The organism is Providencia sp. PROV004 (assembly GCF_011045615.1).
Taxonomy (GTDB): Bacteria; Pseudomonadota; Gammaproteobacteria; order Enterobacterales; family Enterobacteriaceae; genus Providencia; species Providencia rettgeri.
In genome coordinates, this window is sequence record NZ_CP042859.1 from 749,985 (window position 1) to 769,131 (window position 19,147).

The window sequence follows — 19,147 nt, forward strand, 5'->3', positions numbered from 1 at the left end:
TAAACAATACTGCCATTCTAAGCACTACAGTAACGAAATGTAAAATGACAAATTTGTCATTTTCATGTCATGAATCTAACAGTTGTTCTTTTTTACTATAGCCTCAATTTTAATCACTAGAGGCATGGCTATACCATGTATTCCCCAAAAATATTAATTATAGCTTATGCCTTAATTTTGACGGGTTGTGTTTCGCTAGCCCCTGAATATCAACGTCCTAATCTTAATGTACCTCATCAATTCAGTAGCAATATTCCTGATGCAGTAAAGCAGGCTCAAATAGAATTATCGATTCCTAGTTGGGACAAATTTATTCAAGATCCACAAATGAAAAGAGCGATAGAAATTGCGCTTGAGAAAAACAGTGATTTATATCTTGCTGCGTTAGATGTAGAAGAAGCTCGTGTGCGTTTTGGGTTAGCGGAAGCTGAAAAATATCCTCGAGTTAATTCATCAATGAGTGCTGACTACAGCCAATCATTAGAGTCTGGCACATCGTTCAATAAGAAATATAGTGCGGGTATTGATATCAGCTATGAACTGGATTTTTTTGGACGTATTAAAAATTTATCTGATGCAGATAAAGCAAAATTTATCGCTTCTCAAGAGATGAACCGTGCGACACAAATTATAACAATCAAAACGGTAGCAGAAGCGTATTTAGATGTGGTGTATAACCAAAAACTATTATTAATTGCACAAGAGACGAAACAAAGCTACCTCAATAGTCAATCGATAGTAATACAAAAAGTGGCGGCAGGAAAAGCGGGGCTATCAGACTTAGAACAAGCTAAAGGACAAGTTCAGTCTATTTCTATTAATATCGAAAAAATTAAAAGTGAAATTGTAAAAAATGAAAATTTACTGAATTTTTTGACGAATGATTATGTAACAAAGATAAACTCAGAGTTAGGGCACTACGAACCGAATTATCCCTTGATTACAACACCTTCAAATATTCCCTCTGAAATATTATTAAAACGCCCAGATATTATGGCAGCGGAACAAAATATTGTTTCTGAGAATGCCAATATTGGTGTAGCGAGAGCTGCTTTTTTTCCTTCAATTTCCTTTAATACGGGTATCGCAAATAATAACGAGTCTTTAACTGGGCTATTTGATTCTTCAAATGGTATCTGGAATTTTATTCCTAAAATCACGTTACCTATTTTTACTGGAGGATCAAATAGCCGAAATTTAGAGTTGGCAAATATTAGAAAAAATAAAGCGATTGCTAATTATGAAAAAAGCATTCAGGTGGCGTTTCGTGAAGTGAAAGATGCCCTAGTGATCAAATCGAGTTTAGAAAAACAACTTATATCCCAAGAGCAATATGTCAACACGCTGCAAAACGTCTTAATACAGAAACAAGCTAGTTATCGATATGGTGGCTTGAGCTATCTCGATGTTCTTGAAGCACAGCGTAGCTTATTTACCGAACAGCAAAATTTATTGATGTTGAAAATAGAACAGCAGAAGAATGAAATAAATTTATTCTCTGCACTAGGTGGCGGATTAATAAAATCATGAGGGTAACAATGAAAAAATTAAATACGGTATTTTTTGCAATTTCAATGGCGATGTTAGCAGCAACTGGCTATGCAAACGGCGCTGAACATAACCACTCTATTTATCCAGAAAAAGTCGCAGAACCGACAATCAATACGGAAGGAAAGCTCATTTCGATTGATAAAGAGAACAAGAAATTAACGATTAACCATAAAGAAATTGAAAGTATTGGCTGGCCACCAATGACTATGCGTTTTACTTATGAAAATGAAAATATGATCAACGGTTTACAAGAAAATGATGAATTAAAATTTTCCTTTGTACAACAAGGTAATCTTTCAATGTTGAAATCCATCGAAAAGATAAACTAAATAGGTAGAGAGATGTTATGTCATTAGTTAACCTGACCAAATTGCTATTGGTAATTATTTTATCGAGCGTTATTTCAATTTTATTTTATCGTTATTTTTTCGTTGTAGAAAATAATAGCCAATCAGTTGAAAAACAAGAACGCACCGTATTGTATTGGTATGACCCAATGTATCCCAATACTAAATTTGATCAACCAGGAAAATCCCCATTTATGGACATGGACCTTGTTCCTAAATATGCGGATGAAAACTTGGCTTCAGCGGATAGCAAAGGAATAACAATTAACCCAACACAGACACAAAATTTAGGGCTTAAAACGGTGGATGTAAAGTGGGGAAAATTAAACTATGACTTAACATTTCCAGCTGAAATTGTGTTTAATGATCACCAATTTGCGATCGTACAAGCACGAGAAAATGGTTTTGTTGAAAAAGTTTATCCATTCACAGTCGGTGAGAGGATCCAAAAAGGCGTTCCTATTGCGGAGCTAACGATCCCAGCATGGGTTGAAGCACAAAGCGAATATCTCGCACTTAAACAAATGAATGCGAGCCAACAAGATCTTAATAGCGTCATTGAGCGTTTACGTTTAAATGGTATGCCAGAAGGTGCGCTTTCCCAGTTTATTAAAACAGGAAAAGTGCAAACACGTTTTACCGTTCAAGCCCCTATTTCTGGGGTAATTACTGCACTTAATTTGCGCTTAGGGATGAACGTATCCAAAGAAGTCGTTATTGCACAAATTCAAGGAACAGATCCATTGTGGATTAATGCATCTGTTCCTCAGTCAGTTGCTGAATTACTTAATCAACAAACACAATTTACAGTTTCTATTCCTGCCTACCCTTCGCAGTTATTTAATGTAAAAAACTGGTTGATATTACCCAGTGCAGATCAAGCAAGTCGTACAATTAATATTCGTACAGAAATTGCGGATCCTAACCATTTATTAAAACCGGGTATGACTGCATATTTAAATCTAGTTGCAGAAGGTAAGGAAAGTTTGTTGATCCCATCACAAGCCATTGTGGATTCAGGGAAAAAACAGCATGTTATTGCTGTTGGTGAGAATGGTGAATTTATTCCGAAAAGGGTGCGAGTGCTGAGTGAATCCCAACAAATGACGGCAATATCTGAAGGCTTACAAGTGGGCGAGCATATAGTGACTCAGGGGATTTTCCTAATTGATTCTGAAGCGAATATTGCCGGGGCATTAGCCAAGATGGAAGCGCTTCCCGAACCATCGGCGTCATCTAATCATTCATCACATAAATCTCAGGAGTAGAGTATGTTGGAATGGATTATAAGACGCTCAGTTGCTAACCGGTTTTTAGTGCTAATGGGGGTCGTATTTTTAGTTATTGCGGGTATTTGGAGCATTCGCAGTACTCCTGTTGATGCATTACCTGACTTATCTGATGTACAAGTGATCATCAAAACCACTTACCCAGGGCAAGCGCCACAATTGGTCGAAAACCAAGTCACATACCCGATAACAACCACAATGTTATCTGTGCCGGGAGCAAAAACGGTGCGTGGTTTTTCTGCCTTTGGCGACTCATATGTTTATGTTATTTTTGAAGATAATACAGATTTATACTGGGCTCGTTCACGAGTTTTAGAATATTTAAACCAAGTCCAAAACCAATTACCTAAAGGTGCAGTGGCATCCATTGGACCTGATGCGACAGGTGTTGGTTGGGTTTTTGAATATGCTTTAGTGGATAAAACGGGAAAGCATAATTTAGCGGAACTGCGTTCATTACAAGATTGGTTTTTGAAATATGAATTGAAGGCGTTGCCAAATGTTTCAGAAGTTGCAACCGTTGGCGGTGTGGTTAAATCTTACCAAATCTTAGTTGACCCACTCAAACTTAGCCAATTTTCAGTGACATTACCTGAAATAAAACAGGCAGTTGAAATGGCTAACCAAGAAGCGGGTGGGTCATCGATTGAAATTGCTGAAGCTGAATATATGGTTAGAGCAAGTGGCTACCTTCAATCTATTGATGACTTTAATAAAATCTACCTAAAAACCTCGGAAAATGGCGTCCCCATTTACTTACAAGATGTGGCTCGAATACAGGAAGGGCCCGAAATGCGCCGTGGGGTTGCAGAGCTAAATGGAGAAGGCGAGGTCGTGGGTGGTATTATCTTGCTTCGTTCAGGTGAAAATGCACGTAATGTGATTCATGATGTAAAACAGAAGCTTGAAGATTTAAGTGCTAGCTTGCCGGAAGGCATCGAAATTATCACGACTTATGATAGAAGTATTCTTATTGATAACGCGATTGATAATTTAAGTTATAAATTACTGGAAGAATTTATTGTTGTCGCATTAGTGTGTGCTGTTTTTTTATGGCATTTCCGTTCTGCTCTCGTGGCTATTATTTCCTTGCCTCTTGGATTATTTATTGCCTTTATCGTCATGCGCTACCAAGGAATAAATGCAAATATTATGTCATTAGGGGGTATTGCAATTGCGATCGGAGCCATGGTGGATGCTGCCATTGTTATGATAGAAAATGCACATAAAAAATTAGAAAAGTGGCAGCATGAAAATGAAGGTAAAGTCATTGATAATGCCCAGCGTTGGAAAGTTATTACGGACTCGGCTGTTGAGGTTGGACCCGCATTATTTATCAGCTTATTAATTATCACATTGTCTTTTATTCCTATCTTTACGTTAGAAGGGCAAGAAGGCCGTTTATTCGGTCCACTCGCATTTACAAAAACCTATGCCATGGCGGGGGCTGCAGCGTTAGCATTAATTGTTATTCCAATTCTAATGGGGTATTGGATCCGCGGTAATATTCCAAATGAAAATAAAAACCCACTGAATCGTTGGTTGATTTCACTCTACAGCCCTATTTTAACTAAGGTATTGGCATGGCCAAAAACAACTTTGTTAATTGGTTTCTTATCTTTATTTACCGTGATATGGCCATTAAAACATTTAGGTGGTGAATTTCTTCCTGCGATTAATGAAGGTGACTTACTTTATATGCCCTCAACGTTACCGGGGGTTTCTCCTGCACAAGCAGCATTTTTACTACAAAATACAGATAAGTTAATCAAAACTATTCCTGAGGTGGATACGGTATTTGGAAAAGTCGGTAAAGCTGAAACAGCTACGGATTCAGCCCCGATGGAAATGATTGAAACAACGATACGTTTGAAGCCGCAAACACAGTGGCGAGAAGGTATGACTCTCGAAAAAATTATTGATGAGCTTGATGAAACGGTGCGTTTACCTGGAGTTGCGAACTTATGGGTTCCTCCTATTCGCAATCGTATTGATATGTTATCTACGGGAGTCAAAAGCCCTATAGGTATCAAAGTATCCGGCAGAGATCTCGAAGAAATTGATGCATTAGCCCAAGAAATTGAAAAAGTCACCAAATCGGTGCCTGGAGTTGTTTCTGTTTTAGCCGAGCGATTGGTTGGTGGGCGCTATATTGATGTCAAAATTGATAGAGAAAAAGCAGCTCGTTTTGGTATGAGCATCAGTGACGTACAAGTTTATATTTCAATGGCGACTGGCGGGGAAATGGTTGGGGAAACGGTTGAAGGGATTGAGCGTTATCCAATTAGCATAAGATATCCTCAAGATTACCGAAATAGTGTATCTGCGATGAAATTGTTGCCAATTTTAACGCCGAGTAAACAGCAAATTGTGCTTAGTGATGTTGCGGATGTATTCGTGAATATGGGCGCTCCAATGTTGAAAACTGAGAATGCAAGACCGACTAGTTGGATTTATATTGATGCGCGCGATCGCGATATGGTCTCTGTTATTAAAGATATTGATGCAGCAATAAAAGATAACATCCAAATGAAGCCGGGTCTTAGCTATTCCTTTACGGGGCAATTCGAATTACTTGAAAGGGCTAATCAAAAGTTAATGTTAATGGTTCCCGCTACCATCATGATTATTTTTGTCTTGCTTTATTTAGCATTCAGACGATTTAGTGAAGCTTTGCTGATTTTATTAAGCTTACCTTTTGCTTTGGTTGGGGCTATTTGGTTCCTTTACTGGATGAACTTTAATTTATCGGTTGCGACAGGAACTGGATTTATTGCATTAGCAGGTGTAGCCGCTGAATTTGGTGTGGTAATGTTGATTTATTTACGCCATGCAATCGAAGATAAAGAAAAACAGCAAGGAATAAGCAGCTTATCAGATCAAGATTTAGACCGTGCATTATATGAAGGCGCTGTTTTACGAGTTCGTCCTAAAGCCATGACGGTTGCTGTAATTTTAGCGGGCTTATTACCCATATTACTTGGAACAGGCGTTGGTTCGGAAGTGATGAGCCGTATTGCGGCGCCGATGATTGGCGGCATGATCACCGCACCGTTATTATCCCTATTTATTATTCCTGCAGCTTATAAATTAATCTGCCAGTTACGTCATAATAAATAATGATGAATATTCACCATGACTATTTTGAAGGTAAATTAAAAATGAAAAAATTAATGTTGAGTGGAATGTTATTACTGTCATTTTCGGCATTTTCTCAAAGCCAGAGCGTGCAATTGTATAAAGATGCAAATTGCGGTTGCTGTGAATTGTGGGGAGAAGGGGTTAAAAAAGCGGGATATAACGTTGAAGTGAACGAAATTAGTTATGATGAATTAAATCAACTCAATGATGAATTGAAGGTCCCTTATAACTTACGCAGCTGCCACATAGCGAAATACAAAGGCAAAGTGATTGTTGGGCATGTTCCTGTGAGTAGCCTTGATGCGATTGATGCTTTACCGGCAGATGTGGTGGGAATTTCTGTTCCGGGCATGCCAATTGGTAGCCTAGGTATGGAGCAGCCAGATGGCCATACTCAGCCTTATTCTGTGGTGCAGTTTAAAGCAAATGGGGAATATCGTTAATTAAGCTGTATTTCAGTAAGTTGCAGGATTTCCTGCAACTTGTGTATTTCATTAGCTTTCTAATATTAATTCGATAGCTTTGAGCTCTTCTTGCGTAAAATTACGATTTTTTAGGATCCCCATCGCATCATCAATTTGGCTGATACGGCTTGCTCCGATGAGCACTGAAGTGATCCTATCATGTCTCAGTAACCATGCTAAGGCCATTTGGTTTAGCTTCTGTCCTCTTTTTACCGCCAGCTCGTTCAGCTGTTTAACCTTTGATAAAACGTTGGATGTGAGTCTTTCTGGCGGTAAAGAAGGATTACCCGCAGCGCGTGAATCCGCAGGAATACCATTAAGATAGCGATCGGTTAAAATTCCACCTGCTAACGGAGAGTATGCGATAGAGCCGACACCTTCTTCTTCCAGTAAATCAAGTAAATCTTCTTCAGGAGTGCGTTCTAGCATGGAATATCTAGGTTGGTGAATCAGGCAAGGGGTTCCTAATTCATTGAGAATATTAATGGCTTCTTTAGCTAAATTTGTTGGGTAATTAGAAATTCCCACATACAGAGCTTTTCCTTGGCGAACAATGAGATCTAGTGCTCCCATAGTTTCTTCTAATGGAGTATTGGGGTCAGGTCGATGATGATAAAAGATATCTACATAATCTAAACCCATGCGTTTCAAACTTTGATTTAGGCTTGCAACCAAATATTTTTTACTTCCCCAGTCGCCATAAGGGCCATCCCACATAGTGAAACCGGCTTTCGATGAAATGATCATTTCATCACGATAAGGCAGAAAATCCTGTTGCATGATCCTGCCAAATGTACTTTCGGCAGATCCTGGCGGTGGCCCATAATTATTCGCAAGATCGAAATGGGTGATCCCAAGGTCAAAAGCGTGGCGAAGCATGGCTTGGCAATTATCAAAGGGTTTGTTATCGCCAAAGTTGTGCCATAACCCTAATGAAATCAGTGGTAAGCGTAATCCGCTACGGCCACATAAACGATATTCCATTTCAGTATAGCGTTTTGATGATGCGACATAAGGCATACTTCACCTCCAAAATAGTGGGTAAAACTCAATTTATACTGTCATAAAGCTAAAAAGTAGGCTGAGGAATCAATGCTAATTCGTGCTTAGCAAGAAGGTTTATGAGTAAATTGTGATTGAGCCCGAAAAAAGAATGAAGTATTTTGAAATACGTGGGTATCTGCTGTGCGCCAGTCCCCACGTTTTGTGCATTAAGCTTGCTCTGGGCGAGTAAATATCAACTCGTTACCTTTAGATTGGCTTTCATCGAACTGATAGCCTTCTAAATTAAAATCAGCCAGTTGGTCTGTTTTCGTTAATTTATTTTGGATAATAAAACGGCTCATTAAACCTCGAGCTTTTTTTGCATAAAAACTGATAACTTTATATTTACCATTTTTTTCATCCAAGAAAATAGGCTTGATAATTTGGCCATCCAGTTTTTTTGTATTCACTGATTTGAAATATTCATCTGAGGCAAGATTGACTAATATTGGGTCTTTTTGCTCGGCTAATGCATGATTTAATTGCTTGGTGATAATGTCTCCCCAAAACTCATATAAATCTTTTCCACGGGTATTTTTTAAACGAATTCCCATTTCTAAGCGATAAGGCTGCATTAAATCTAGCGGTCTTAAAACACCATAAAGGCCTGATAATATACGTAAATGGGATTGAGCAAACTCAAAATCGTTTTGAGAAAACGTTTCTGCTTGCATACCCGTATATACATCACCTTTGAAGGCGAGGATCGCTTGGCGTGCATTTTCTGGGGTAAAGTCCGCATGCCATTCTGCAAAACGAGCGGCATTGAGCCCTGCAAGTTTGTCACTAATTTTCATTAAACTGGCGATATCCGCGGGGGTTAACTTACGACAGACATTAATTAATTTTTGAGACTCAGAGAGTAACTCAGGCTGAGTAAATTGCTGTGTTGCAAGTGGGCTTTCGTAGTCTAATGTTTTTGCAGGTGAAATTGTAATAAGCATGACTTGACCCTTAATAAAGAATGATACTACTTACTTTAGCAAAAATTCTGCCTAATTGGCTAATTGATACGATAAGCCAAACCAATATTATTCTTTATTACAATAACAGCACGATATAACTTGCTAAAAGGATTCAGTTTCTAATTGGCTAGCGAAATCGATTGCCAATCAAATAGTTGCTTTTGACTAGATTTACTTGCTTGCAGCAATATGGATGCATGATATTATCTGTAGACGGTGCGGCGATAGCCACAATTCCTTTATAATACGCAAAGTAATTCAAGTTGCAGTTTGTTAGCCTACACCACAAGAGTCGCAAGAATTGTAGGTAGCCAACACCGCTACAACTTGGAATATGACGGGTATAACAACGAGATTAAAGAAATGACCGATAAACTAACCTCATTACGTAGTCTGACAACTGTTGTTGCTGATACTGGCGACATCGAAGCAATGAAGCTTTACAAGCCACAAGACGCGACCACAAATCCATCGCTGATCTTAAATGCTGCACAAATTCCTGAGTACCGTAAATTAATTGATGAAGCGGTAGAATGGGCACGTAAGCAAAGCAATAATCGCGAGCAACAAATTGTTGATGCTTGTGACAAGCTGGCTGTTAATATCGGTCTGGAAATTCTGAAATTAGTTCCGGGTCGTATTTCTACTGAAGTTGATGCGCGCCTTTCTTATGATGAAGAAGCTTGTATTGCTAAAGCGCGTCACTTAATCAAAATGTACAACGATGCAGGCATCAGTAATGACCGTATTCTGATTAAACTGGCTTCGACTTGGCAGGGTATCCGTGCTGCAGAGAAACTGGAAAAAGAAGGCATTAACTGTAACCTGACTTTATTATTCTCTTTTGCTCAAGCACGTGCTTGTGCGGAAGCGGGTGTATACCTGATCTCTCCATTTGTGGGTCGTATTCTTGACTGGTACAAAGCGAATACAGATAAGAAAGAATTCGCGCCACATGAAGATCCAGGTGTGGTTTCTGTTACTGAAATCTACAACTACTACAAAGCTCACGGTTATAAAACTGTGGTAATGGGCGCAAGCTTCCGTAATGTGGGTGAAATCATTGAATTAGCCGGTTGTGACCGCTTAACTATCTCTCCAGGATTATTGAAAGAGCTGTCAGAATCACAAGGTGAATTAGTACGTAAACTGACAGATTCAGGTAAAACTCAAGAGCCAGGCGCTAAGTTGACGGAAGCAGAGTTCTACTGGCAGCACAATCAAGATCCAATGGCGGTTGATAAACTGTCTGATGGTATTCGTAAGTTTGCAGTAGACCAAGAGAAACTGGAAAAAATGATTGCAGATTTACTGTAATTTATTTCGTTTTTTCTTTAAAACCCAGCCGGTTGGTTGGGTTTTTTTATATCCATTTTTCATTGAGTTAGTTCTCAATTTGAAGATAAAAACACCTCGACACTGTATGCAGTCGTTCATCATGATATGATATCGCTCCTGTTTATTCTTAAGTGAACAGTTTTTGATTGAATAATTTCTTTGAGGTTTGTATGGATGAATTGCGCATAGGTCTGGTTTCTGTTTCTGATCGTGCTTCGAGCGGTATTTATGAAGACAAAGGTATTCCTGCACTAGAAGAGTGGTTAGCAAAAACGCTGACAACACCTTTTCGCATCGAAACTCGCCTGATCCCTGATGAGCAAATCATGATAGAGCAAACATTATGTGAGCTGGTGGATGAGTTTGCTTGCCATTTAGTCCTAACTACCGGGGGCACAGGCCCCGCTCGTCGCGATGTTACACCTGACGCAACCCTCGCGATTGCAGACCGTGAGATGCCGGGGTTTGGCGAACAAATGCGCCAAATTAGCCTAAAGTTCGTGCCTACTGCGATATTATCACGCCAAGTTGGAGTAATACGCAATCAGGCTCTGATTTTAAATTTACCAGGGCAGCCTAAAGCAATTGCGGAAACTCTGGAAGGCTTAAAGGACAAAGAAGGGAATGTAGTCGTTTCTGGTATTTTCGCCAGTGTTCCTTATTGTATTCAATTGCTTGATGGCCCATATGTGGAAACAGACCCTACGGTTGTGAAGGCATTTAGACCTAAATCAGCAATTCATTCTGAGTAGTATTTCAATATAATCAGGTGAGCATTGACTCACCTGATTAATAATATTTAATGCATAAAATCACATACGTTAGTCAAACTTAACCACGTTGACCAATCGGTAATACAGTTTTGCCATATTGCTCATTTAAGATTTCCGCAACCGCTAAATAAAATGCGCTAGCACCACAGATAATTCCTTCAAAACCTGCAAATTTTAGTAATGCCGCATTTCCCGTAATATTACCAATCGCTAATAAAGCGAATAATACAGTTAAGCTACCAAAGACAAATTGCAAAACAAAATTAGCTTTGAATGTTCCCAAGAACATAAAAAAGGTAAAAATTCCCCAAATAGCGAGGAAAACACCTAAAAACTCAGGTGAAGTTGCTTCAGCTAATCCCATTGAAGGTAAAAATAATAGACCAACTAATGCAATCCAAAACATCCCGTAAGAAGTAAATGCGGTTGCACCGAATGTATTGCCTTTTTTGTATTCAATCAGGCCCGCAATAAATTGAGCAATACCACCATAAAAAATGCCCATACTTAAAATAACGGATGAAAGAGGGAAAAAACCTGCGTTATGAATGTTTAGCAGGATGGTTGTCATACCAAAGCCTAGTAAACCAAGTGGGCCTGGATTTGCAAGAGAGCTAGACTGCATATAACCTCTGGTAAAATATATAAAATTCAAATAGATAAAAAACAGAAAGTTTTGCCAAAGTGACAGCGGCGGCGCATCATACGCAGTTTTGATTGTTTAAACCATGATCACAAGACAGGTTTTTTTGCAATAAATGCAAATTTTTTTGATTCTCCCCCTTGATGAATGAATTTGTGACCCCATCTTAAAAGCATCAACTGATATCAATCCAAATTATTGCGTATTGAAAAATAATTTAGGCTCAGAGTGAAAACTCCCTTGAAAATGAAATATTGAGCCTCATATAGATTGATATCGAAATCATAGTGAAAAGAATTCCTTTGGAGGCGTTTTAGATGGGTAAAATCATTGGTATCGACTTGGGTACAACTAACTCATGCGTTGCAATTATGGATGGTACTACAGCTCGTGTTCTGGAGAACAGCGAAGGTGATAGAACGACTCCTTCCATCATTGCGTACACTCAAGATGGTGAAATTTTAGTAGGTCAGCCAGCAAAACGTCAGGCTGTGACTAACCCAGAAAATACTTTATTTGCAATCAAACGTTTGATTGGTCGTCGTTTCCAAGACGAAGAAGTTCAGCGCGACGTTTCTATCATGCCATATAAAATCATTTCGGCTGATAACGGCGATGCTTGGTTAGATGTGAAAGGCCAAAAAATGGCTCCGCCACAAGTTTCAGCTGAAGTTCTGAAAAAAATGAAGAAAACAGCTGAAGACTATTTAGGTGAGCCTGTAACAGAAGCAGTTATTACTGTACCTGCTTACTTTAACGATGCTCAGCGTCAAGCGACTAAAGATGCTGGTCGTATCGCTGGTTTAGAAGTAAAACGTATCATTAACGAACCAACAGCTGCGGCATTAGCATATGGTTTAGATAGAGAAGTGGGTAACCGTACTATTGCGGTTTATGACTTAGGTGGTGGTACATTTGACTTATCAATCATCGAAATTGATGAAGTTGATGGCGAAAAAACCTATGAAGTTTTGGCAACCAATGGTGATACTCACTTAGGTGGTGAAGACTTCGATACTCGTTTAATCAACTACTTAGTTGAAGAGTTTAAGAAAGAACAAGGTGTTGACCTACGTAACGACCCGTTAGCGATGCAACGTCTGAAAGAAGCTGCAGAAAAAGCAAAAATTGAGCTGTCTTCTGCACAACAAACAGACGTTAACCTGCCGTACATTACAGCGGATGCAACAGGTCCTAAACATATGAATATTAAAGTGACTCGTGCGAAATTAGAGTCACTGGTAGAAGATTTAGTTAAGCGTTCTATGGAGCCAGTTAAAGTTGCTCTGCAAGACGCGGGCTTAAGCGTGAGCGAAATCAACGACGTTATTTTAGTTGGTGGCCAAACACGTATGCCAATGGTTCAAAAAGTTGTTGCTGATTTCTTTGGTAAAGAACCACGTAAAGACGTGAACCCTGACGAAGCAGTTGCAATGGGTGCGGCAGTACAAGGTGGTGTTTTAGCGGGTGATGTTAAAGACGTTCTGTTACTTGACGTAACTCCTCTGTCTTTAGGTATCGAAACCATGGGTGGTGTGATGACTTCGTTAATCTCGAAGAACACCACTATCCCAACGAAACATAGCCAAGTATTCTCAACAGCGGAAGATAACCAAGCAGCGGTAACTATCCATGTTCTGCAAGGTGAGCGTAAACGTGCAAGTGACAACAAATCACTGGGTCAGTTTAACTTAGATGGTATTCAACCTGCCCCACGCGGTATGCCACAAATTGAAGTGACTTTTGATATCGATGCTGATGGTATCTTGCATGTTTCTGCGAAAGATAAAAATAGCGGACGTGAGCAAAACATCACCATTAAGGCTTCTTCAGGTCTGAATGACGAGGAAATCGAAAAAATGGTACGTGACGCAGAAGCAAACGCTGAAGCTGACCGTAAATTTGAAGAGTTAGTTCAGGTTCGTAACCAAGCTGACCAATTAGTTCACGGTACTCGTAAACAAATTGAAGAAGCCGGTGATAAATTACCAGCTGAAGATAAAGCGAATATTGAAAAAGCAACTTCTGAATTAGAAGCGGCAGCAAAAGGTGAAGATAAAGCGGATATTGAAGCGAAAATCCAAGCTTTAGTCACTGCATCTGCAAAACTTCTGGAAATCGCACAGCAACAAGCTCAAGCGCAAGCGGGTGGTGCTGCTGGCGCAGAAGCGAAGAAAGATGATGACGTTGTTGATGCTGAATTCGAAGAAGTTAACGACAAAGATAAAAAATAATGCCCTTAGCGGGCGCAGTAGCTGTAGCAAATGCTAGTTAATGGTTACTGATACCGGATACGGGCGTCGAGGGAACTCTACGCCCGTTCCGCATGTTAAGGGTAAATAGAATGGCGAAAAGAGATTTTTATGAGGTGCTAGGCCTCGAAAGAAATGCTTCAGATAAAGATATTAAGCGAGCTTATAAGCGCTTAGCGATGAAGCATCACCCCGACCGTAATCAGGGGGATAAAGAATCAGAAGGTAAATTTAAAGAAATTAAAGAAGCTTACGAAGTTCTTTCTGACGAGCAAAAACGCGCCGCTTATGACCAATATGGTCATGCAGCGTTTGAGCAAGGCGGAATGGGCGGAGGCGGCGGCTTTGGTGGTGGCGCTGACTTTAGTGATATCTTTGGTGACGTCTTCGGTGATATTTTTGGAGGTGGCCGCAGACAGCAGCGCCCAAGCCGTGGTTCTGACCTACAGTACAACATGGAACTGACTCTTGAAGAGGCTGTCCGTGGAGTGACCAAAGAAATCCGTATTCCGACCTTAGAAACCTGTGACGTTTGTCATGGTAATGGTGCGAAACCGGGAACCAGTGCGGATACGTGCTCAACCTGTCACGGTATGGGCCAAGTCCATATGCGCCAAGGCTTTTTCTCTGTACAGCAGCCTTGTCCAACTTGCCATGGTCGCGGTAAAGTTATCAAAGATCCATGCAACAAATGTCATGGTCATGGCCGTGTTGAAAGATATAAAACACTGTCAGTTAAAATTCCAGCTGGCGTAGATACGGGTGACCGTGTTCGTTTGTCAGGGGAAGGTGAAGCCGGAGAAAACGGAGCACCAGCAGGAGACTTATTTGTTCAGGTTCATGTATTGCCTCATAATATTTTTGAGCGTGATGGTAATAACCTGCACTGTGAGGTGCCGATTAACTTTGCTGATGCAGCACTGGGTGGCGAAATTGAAGTGCCAACCCTTGATGGGCGTGTAAAACTGAAAATCCCAGCAGAAACTCAAACCGGTAAAATTTTCCGTATGAAAGGAAAAGGTGTGAAATCGGTACGTGGTGGCCTGCAAGGTGATTTAATGTGCCACATCGTTGTTGAAACCCCTGTTAAACTCAATGAGAAACAAAAAGAGTTACTCAAAGAATTTGGTGAATCATTAGGTGGAAAGAGCGGTGAGAAGAACAGCCCGCGCTCTAAAAGCTTTTTAGATGGTGTGAAGAAATTCTTTGATGATTTAACTAATAAATAATTAGTTAATAGTTGGTAAAGTTAGAATGGCTGACTGAGCATATTGCCAAGTCAGCCATTTTTTTTATCTTATTTTACAACTTCACCGCTAGCAACCACAGTTTCTCGGACTTTATTGGCAAAATCTTGAGCTTCTTTGATGATTGAATTTTCATCCGCAGTCAGTATTTTACGGTCTTTCATCAATACGTTGCCATCAACTATGGTATGACGAACATTGGCTCCATTAGCCCCATATACCAGCGCAGCATATGGGCTATACATAGGAACCATATTAGGTGATTTAGTATCAATAACAATAATATCAGCTAATTTCCCTGGTTCGAGAGAGCCCAGTTTATCTTCCATGTGTAATACACGAGCAGAGCCCATTGTTGCCATATCAACAACAGTGATTGGTGGCATCGCTGCTCTATCTTTATTTGCTAGTTTGTGAATCTTACCCACTAAATTCAATTCATTTAACGTCGTCAACGTATTACTCGACATTGGTCCATCAGTTCCCAAGCCAACACGGATCCCTTTTTCAAGCATGGTTGTCACAGGGGCAACACCCTTAGCGGACTTAGTATTCGCACTGATATTATGTGCAACACCGACATCATATTGTTTGAGCAAATCTATATCTTTTTCATCAACCATAATGGCATGGGCAGCTATTACTTTATTGTTCAGTGCACCTATGTCTGCCATATATTGTACCGGGCTTTTGCCACCAGTGCGTTTGGCGATTTCTTCTTGCTCACGATCTGTTTCCGCTAGATGGATCATCACGGGAACATCAAGTTCTTGAGATAATTTTGCTATTTTTTGTAAATGCTCTGTTGTGTTGGTATAAGGGGCATGGGGAGCAAAAGCAGGAGTGATACGTGGGTGATCTTTGTATTGATTAATAAAGTTTACGGCATAATTGATGCCTTCATCTGCATTTTTTGCATCAGCGACAGGAAATTGAATAACAGATTCACCAAGGACAGCTCTTAAGCCAATTTTATCAACGGTTTTAGCCACTTCATCTTCAAAATAATACATATCAACGTATGTTGTGACACCCCCTTTAATCATTTCAACATTAGCAAGGTTTGCCCCAACTCGTACCATTTCACGGGAGACCATTTTATTTTCTAATGGGAAAATATAACGGTGTAAACGGTCTGGTACATCATCGGCTAAAGAACGAAATACGGTCATAGATGCATGTGTATGCGTGTTAATTAGACCTGGCATGACAATATCACCATCAACATTCAGTACATTAGGTGCTTGATAATGTTGAGTAAGCTCAGGGCCACCAACGGCAATAATTTTATTGCCTTTGATGACAACCGTACCATGGTCAATAACCTGTTTTTGAGCATCCATAGTTAAGATGGTGCCATCTACAATTATGATGTCAGCGGGTGTAGCAGCAAAGCTAGAAAAAGAAGCACTAATAATGGAAATAGCCAGTAAAGATTTTAAAAGCGACATTTTGGCCTCATATCTGGTGAGAAAATATAAAAACTATAGGTAAATAAAAAAAATAATACTATTTTTAATAAAACAAAATTGATTGCTTGGTAACCGAACATTTAAATAATAATAATTTTATTAATGACTTAATTTTGCTAATAAAACACCAAAAACAATAACAACACAGGCAACGACTCGCATGACGTTGAATTTCTCTTTAAGAAAAGCAATAGATAGGAACATAGCGAATAGTACACTAGTTTCTCTAATTGCAGCGACCATGACAATGGGTGCTTGGCTCATCGCCCATATGGCAATACCATAGCTAATCAGTTGCATTAACCCACCTAGTAACCCAGAGCGCCAGTATTGTTGAATTCCAACAATTAGGGTACCACGATATTTGATAAAGCCAGGTACAGCTAACACAATCCCATTCAATAGAAATAACCAAAGTGTATACACTACAGGGTCTTCACTTGCTCTAGCACCATAGCCATCAGATAAGGTATAACAGGCAGTAAAAAAGGCAGTTGATATGGCAAAAGCCAGTGCTTTTCCTTTGATATTTAAGGTGAAATTTTTTCCTGCAAAGGCAATGAGCACTACGCCACTAATGATAAATAAAACACCAATAAGGCCCATTAATGGAATTAGCTCACTAAATAGCAAAGCGCCGAGTAGTGCAGTCATTAATGGCGCAGACCCACGTGATATGGGGTATATCTGGCTTAAATCACCATGTGTATAAGCCTGGCTTAAAAAATAGGTATAGCCAATATGAAATAATACCGATAAAGCTAACCAATGGATAGCTTCTGGTGATGGTAGGCCTAACCAGAATATTGCTGGTAGCGTTAAGATGCCAGAAAAAACAGAAATCATGACTAGACCGAAAAAGCGGTCATTGCCAAATTTAACAATGGCGTTCCAGCTTGCATGGCAAAAAGCAGCAAAAAGCACGGCAAATAGTACGTGAGTTGTCATTAGTAAATTGTAATCTTGAGTTTTTTATTGGCAATCTAATCGCATTTTATTTGCGAAGCGCTTTGCAAATATCTTGCAAGCAGTTTCCCACATTTAAAATCTTCACGAAAGGTATCGAGAAAAGAAGATATATAATTATTCTGTGGTGGTTGAAAAATGTAGGTTGGATACTGTAATAAGAAATTGAAATTATAAAGTCCATTTTTAACAAAATTTGTTATTTGTTTTTATAAAAGTTGTCTATAGTAAAATTAACGTTTCTTTATCATTCTCTGTGATGCTTAACTTAAATTACTCGATAATTCCGATTTATTTCTGATGAATAAACGACTTTTTGCGAATTGATGATTAGCATAGTATTAACATTCAAAAATATATTGGGGTTAACTATATGACAGCAATTATTCGTAAATTTCTAAGGTTAGAAGCAGCAGGGGGCTTACTCCTGATTATTGCTGCCATAGTCGCTTTAATGATGGCTAATTCGCCATTACAAGGGGCTTATCAGCAATTTTTAGATATTCCTGTATCAATTAAAATATCAGAGTTTGGTTTAGATAAACCTCTGATATTATGGATTAATGACTTCTTAATGGCGATTTTCTTTTTGGTGGTCGGCCTTGAAGTAAAACGTGAATTATTAGAGGGATCTCTTGCCGGGCGTGATAAAGCGATATTTCCAGCAATTGCAGCATTAGGGGGAATGATTGCCCCTGCACTAATTTACCTGTTATTTAATGGGGGAGATGCAGTTACTCAGCAAGGTTGGGCGATACCTGCAGCGACAGATATTGCGTTTGCTTTGGGGGTGATGGCTTTATTAGGTAAGCGGGTTCCAACAGAACTTAAGGTATTCTTATTAGCATTGGCTATTATTGATGACCTTGGTGTTATCGTAATTATTGCTTTTTTCTACACAAGTTCTGTTTCTTTGGTTGCATTGGGGCTTTCAGCATTGTGCATCGCCATTCTCTGTATGATGAATTGGCGTAGAGTAGAGAATACAGCGGCTTACTTAGTTATTGGGTTAATATTATGGGTGTGTATTTTGAAATCTGGGGTTCATGCCACACTAGCAGGGGTCATTGTTGGCTTCTTGATTCCTTTACATGGTACTAACCAGACCAAGCCTTCAGAAGAATTGGAACACGTCTTACACCCATGGGTTGTTTACTTAATTCTACCTATTTTTGCGTTTGCTAATTCGGGTGTACAGCTTCAAGGTGTAACATTAGAAGGTTTATTAAGCCCACTGCCATTAGGTGTCGCTGCAGGGCTAATTTTTGGTAAGCCTATCGGAATTTTTCTATTTAGTTGGGTTTCGGTAAAACTTGGGTTTGCAAAGTTGCCTGAGTCGATTAACTTAAAACAGGTTTTTGCCGTTTCTGTATTGTGTGGGATCGGTTTTACTATGTCTATTTTTATAACCGGCCTCGCATTTGATGGGCTTGATGAGGTGTATAGTACCTATTCACGTCTAGGTATTTTGCTTGGTTCTACGTTAGCTGCATTTTTAGGTTACTTTATGTTAAGAGTCGTGTTACCGAAACAAAAAGACTAACTTAGTACCAGCTCAATATTTAATTTTGCAAATTATTAGTAAGAATTTCCGAACTAATAATCTATGATATACCGTAGTGTGTTTATAAATACACTACGGTATTCATTTTAAA

15 protein-coding genes are annotated in these 19,147 nt (G+C 39.4%); 10 read left to right on the forward strand and 5 right to left on the reverse strand.

What is annotated here, in order from left to right; translation table 11 throughout:
- Nucleotides 1–135 precede the first annotated feature (135 nt).
- The 5 genes from FVA69_RS03275 to FVA69_RS03295 are packed head-to-tail and all read left to right on the forward strand — an operon-like array spanning nucleotide 136 to nucleotide 6,771.
- Nucleotides 136–1,530: an efflux transporter outer membrane subunit gene (locus FVA69_RS03275; RefSeq protein ID WP_164528418.1), complete on the forward strand. Its 1,395-nt coding sequence runs from the start codon at nucleotides 136–138 to the stop codon at nucleotides 1,528–1,530.
- Between the two features lie 8 nt (nucleotides 1,531–1,538).
- Nucleotides 1,539–1,880, forward strand: coding sequence for a copper-binding protein (locus tag FVA69_RS03280; protein WP_226537944.1), 342 nt, complete (start codon nucleotides 1,539–1,541; stop codon nucleotides 1,878–1,880).
- 17 nt (nucleotides 1,881–1,897) lie between these two features.
- Nucleotides 1,898–3,166, forward strand: a complete 1,269-nt coding sequence (locus FVA69_RS03285) for an efflux RND transporter periplasmic adaptor subunit (RefSeq protein ID WP_110731402.1) — start codon at nucleotides 1,898–1,900, stop codon at nucleotides 3,164–3,166.
- Nucleotides 3,167–3,169: 3 nt separating this feature from the next.
- Nucleotides 3,170–6,307, forward strand: coding sequence for an efflux RND transporter permease subunit (locus tag FVA69_RS03290; RefSeq protein WP_110731401.1), 3,138 nt, complete (start codon nucleotides 3,170–3,172; stop codon nucleotides 6,305–6,307).
- Between the two features lie 41 nt (nucleotides 6,308–6,348).
- Nucleotides 6,349–6,771, forward strand: coding sequence for a DUF411 domain-containing protein (locus FVA69_RS03295; protein WP_164528419.1), 423 nt, complete (start codon nucleotides 6,349–6,351; stop codon nucleotides 6,769–6,771).
- 51 nt (nucleotides 6,772–6,822) lie between these two features.
- On the opposite strand, the gene FVA69_RS03300 is transcribed toward FVA69_RS03295, so the two are convergent.
- Both FVA69_RS03300 and yaaA read right to left on the reverse strand, forming a co-directional pair.
- On the reverse strand, nucleotides 6,823–7,812 hold the full coding sequence (locus FVA69_RS03300) for an aldo/keto reductase (protein WP_004914707.1): 990 nt from the start codon (nucleotides 7,810–7,812) through the stop codon (nucleotides 6,823–6,825).
- Between the two features lie 191 nt (nucleotides 7,813–8,003).
- The gene (yaaA, locus tag FVA69_RS03305) at nucleotides 8,004–8,780 is read right to left on the reverse strand and encodes a peroxide stress protein YaaA (RefSeq protein ID WP_109911856.1); all 777 of its coding nucleotides are present in this window, start codon (nucleotides 8,778–8,780) and stop codon (nucleotides 8,004–8,006) included.
- A 384-nt stretch (nucleotides 8,781–9,164) separates the two neighbouring features.
- Here yaaA and tal point away from each other — a divergent pair, with 384 nt between their 5' ends.
- Both tal and mog read left to right on the forward strand, forming a co-directional pair.
- On the forward strand, nucleotides 9,165–10,118 hold the full coding sequence (tal, locus tag FVA69_RS03310) for a transaldolase (RefSeq protein WP_004914703.1): 954 nt from the start codon (nucleotides 9,165–9,167) through the stop codon (nucleotides 10,116–10,118).
- Between the two features lie 191 nt (nucleotides 10,119–10,309).
- Complete coding sequence (mog, locus tag FVA69_RS03315) at nucleotides 10,310–10,891, forward strand: molybdopterin adenylyltransferase (RefSeq protein WP_164528420.1); 582 nt, start codon at nucleotides 10,310–10,312, stop codon at nucleotides 10,889–10,891.
- A 79-nt stretch (nucleotides 10,892–10,970) separates the two neighbouring features.
- On the opposite strand, the gene satP is transcribed toward mog, so the two are convergent.
- A complete protein-coding gene (satP, locus tag FVA69_RS03320; protein ID WP_004905651.1) occupies nucleotides 10,971–11,537 on the reverse strand; it encodes an acetate uptake transporter in 567 nt (188 codons plus the stop codon).
- Nucleotides 11,538–11,872: 335 nt separating this feature from the next.
- On the opposite strand from satP, the gene dnaK reads away from it, so the two are divergent.
- Together dnaK and dnaJ are read left to right on the forward strand one after the other, a co-directional pair.
- On the forward strand, nucleotides 11,873–13,789 hold the full coding sequence (dnaK, locus tag FVA69_RS03325; RefSeq protein WP_109911857.1) for a molecular chaperone DnaK: 1,917 nt from the start codon (nucleotides 11,873–11,875) through the stop codon (nucleotides 13,787–13,789).
- A 110-nt stretch (nucleotides 13,790–13,899) separates the two neighbouring features.
- Nucleotides 13,900–15,036 (forward strand): molecular chaperone DnaJ, encoded by a 1,137-nt coding sequence (gene dnaJ / locus FVA69_RS03330; protein ID WP_109911858.1) that lies wholly within the window; start codon nucleotides 13,900–13,902, stop codon nucleotides 15,034–15,036.
- 68 nt (nucleotides 15,037–15,104) lie between these two features.
- On the opposite strand, the gene FVA69_RS03335 is transcribed toward dnaJ, so the two are convergent.
- Together FVA69_RS03335 and FVA69_RS03340 are read right to left on the reverse strand one after the other, a co-directional pair.
- Nucleotides 15,105–16,505 carry an amidohydrolase gene (locus tag FVA69_RS03335; protein WP_004914697.1) on the reverse strand — a complete coding sequence of 467 codons (1,401 nt, stop codon included), beginning with the start codon at nucleotides 16,503–16,505 and terminating at the stop codon, nucleotides 15,105–15,107.
- Nucleotides 16,506–16,625: 120 nt separating this feature from the next.
- Complete coding sequence (locus FVA69_RS03340) at nucleotides 16,626–17,474, reverse strand: EamA family transporter (RefSeq protein ID WP_164528421.1); 849 nt, start codon at nucleotides 17,472–17,474, stop codon at nucleotides 16,626–16,628.
- Between the two features lie 391 nt (nucleotides 17,475–17,865).
- On the opposite strand from FVA69_RS03340, the gene nhaA reads away from it, so the two are divergent.
- Nucleotides 17,866–19,035, forward strand: coding sequence for a Na+/H+ antiporter NhaA (gene nhaA, locus FVA69_RS03345; protein WP_004914692.1), 1,170 nt, complete (start codon nucleotides 17,866–17,868; stop codon nucleotides 19,033–19,035).
- Nucleotides 19,036–19,147 lie beyond the last annotated feature (112 nt).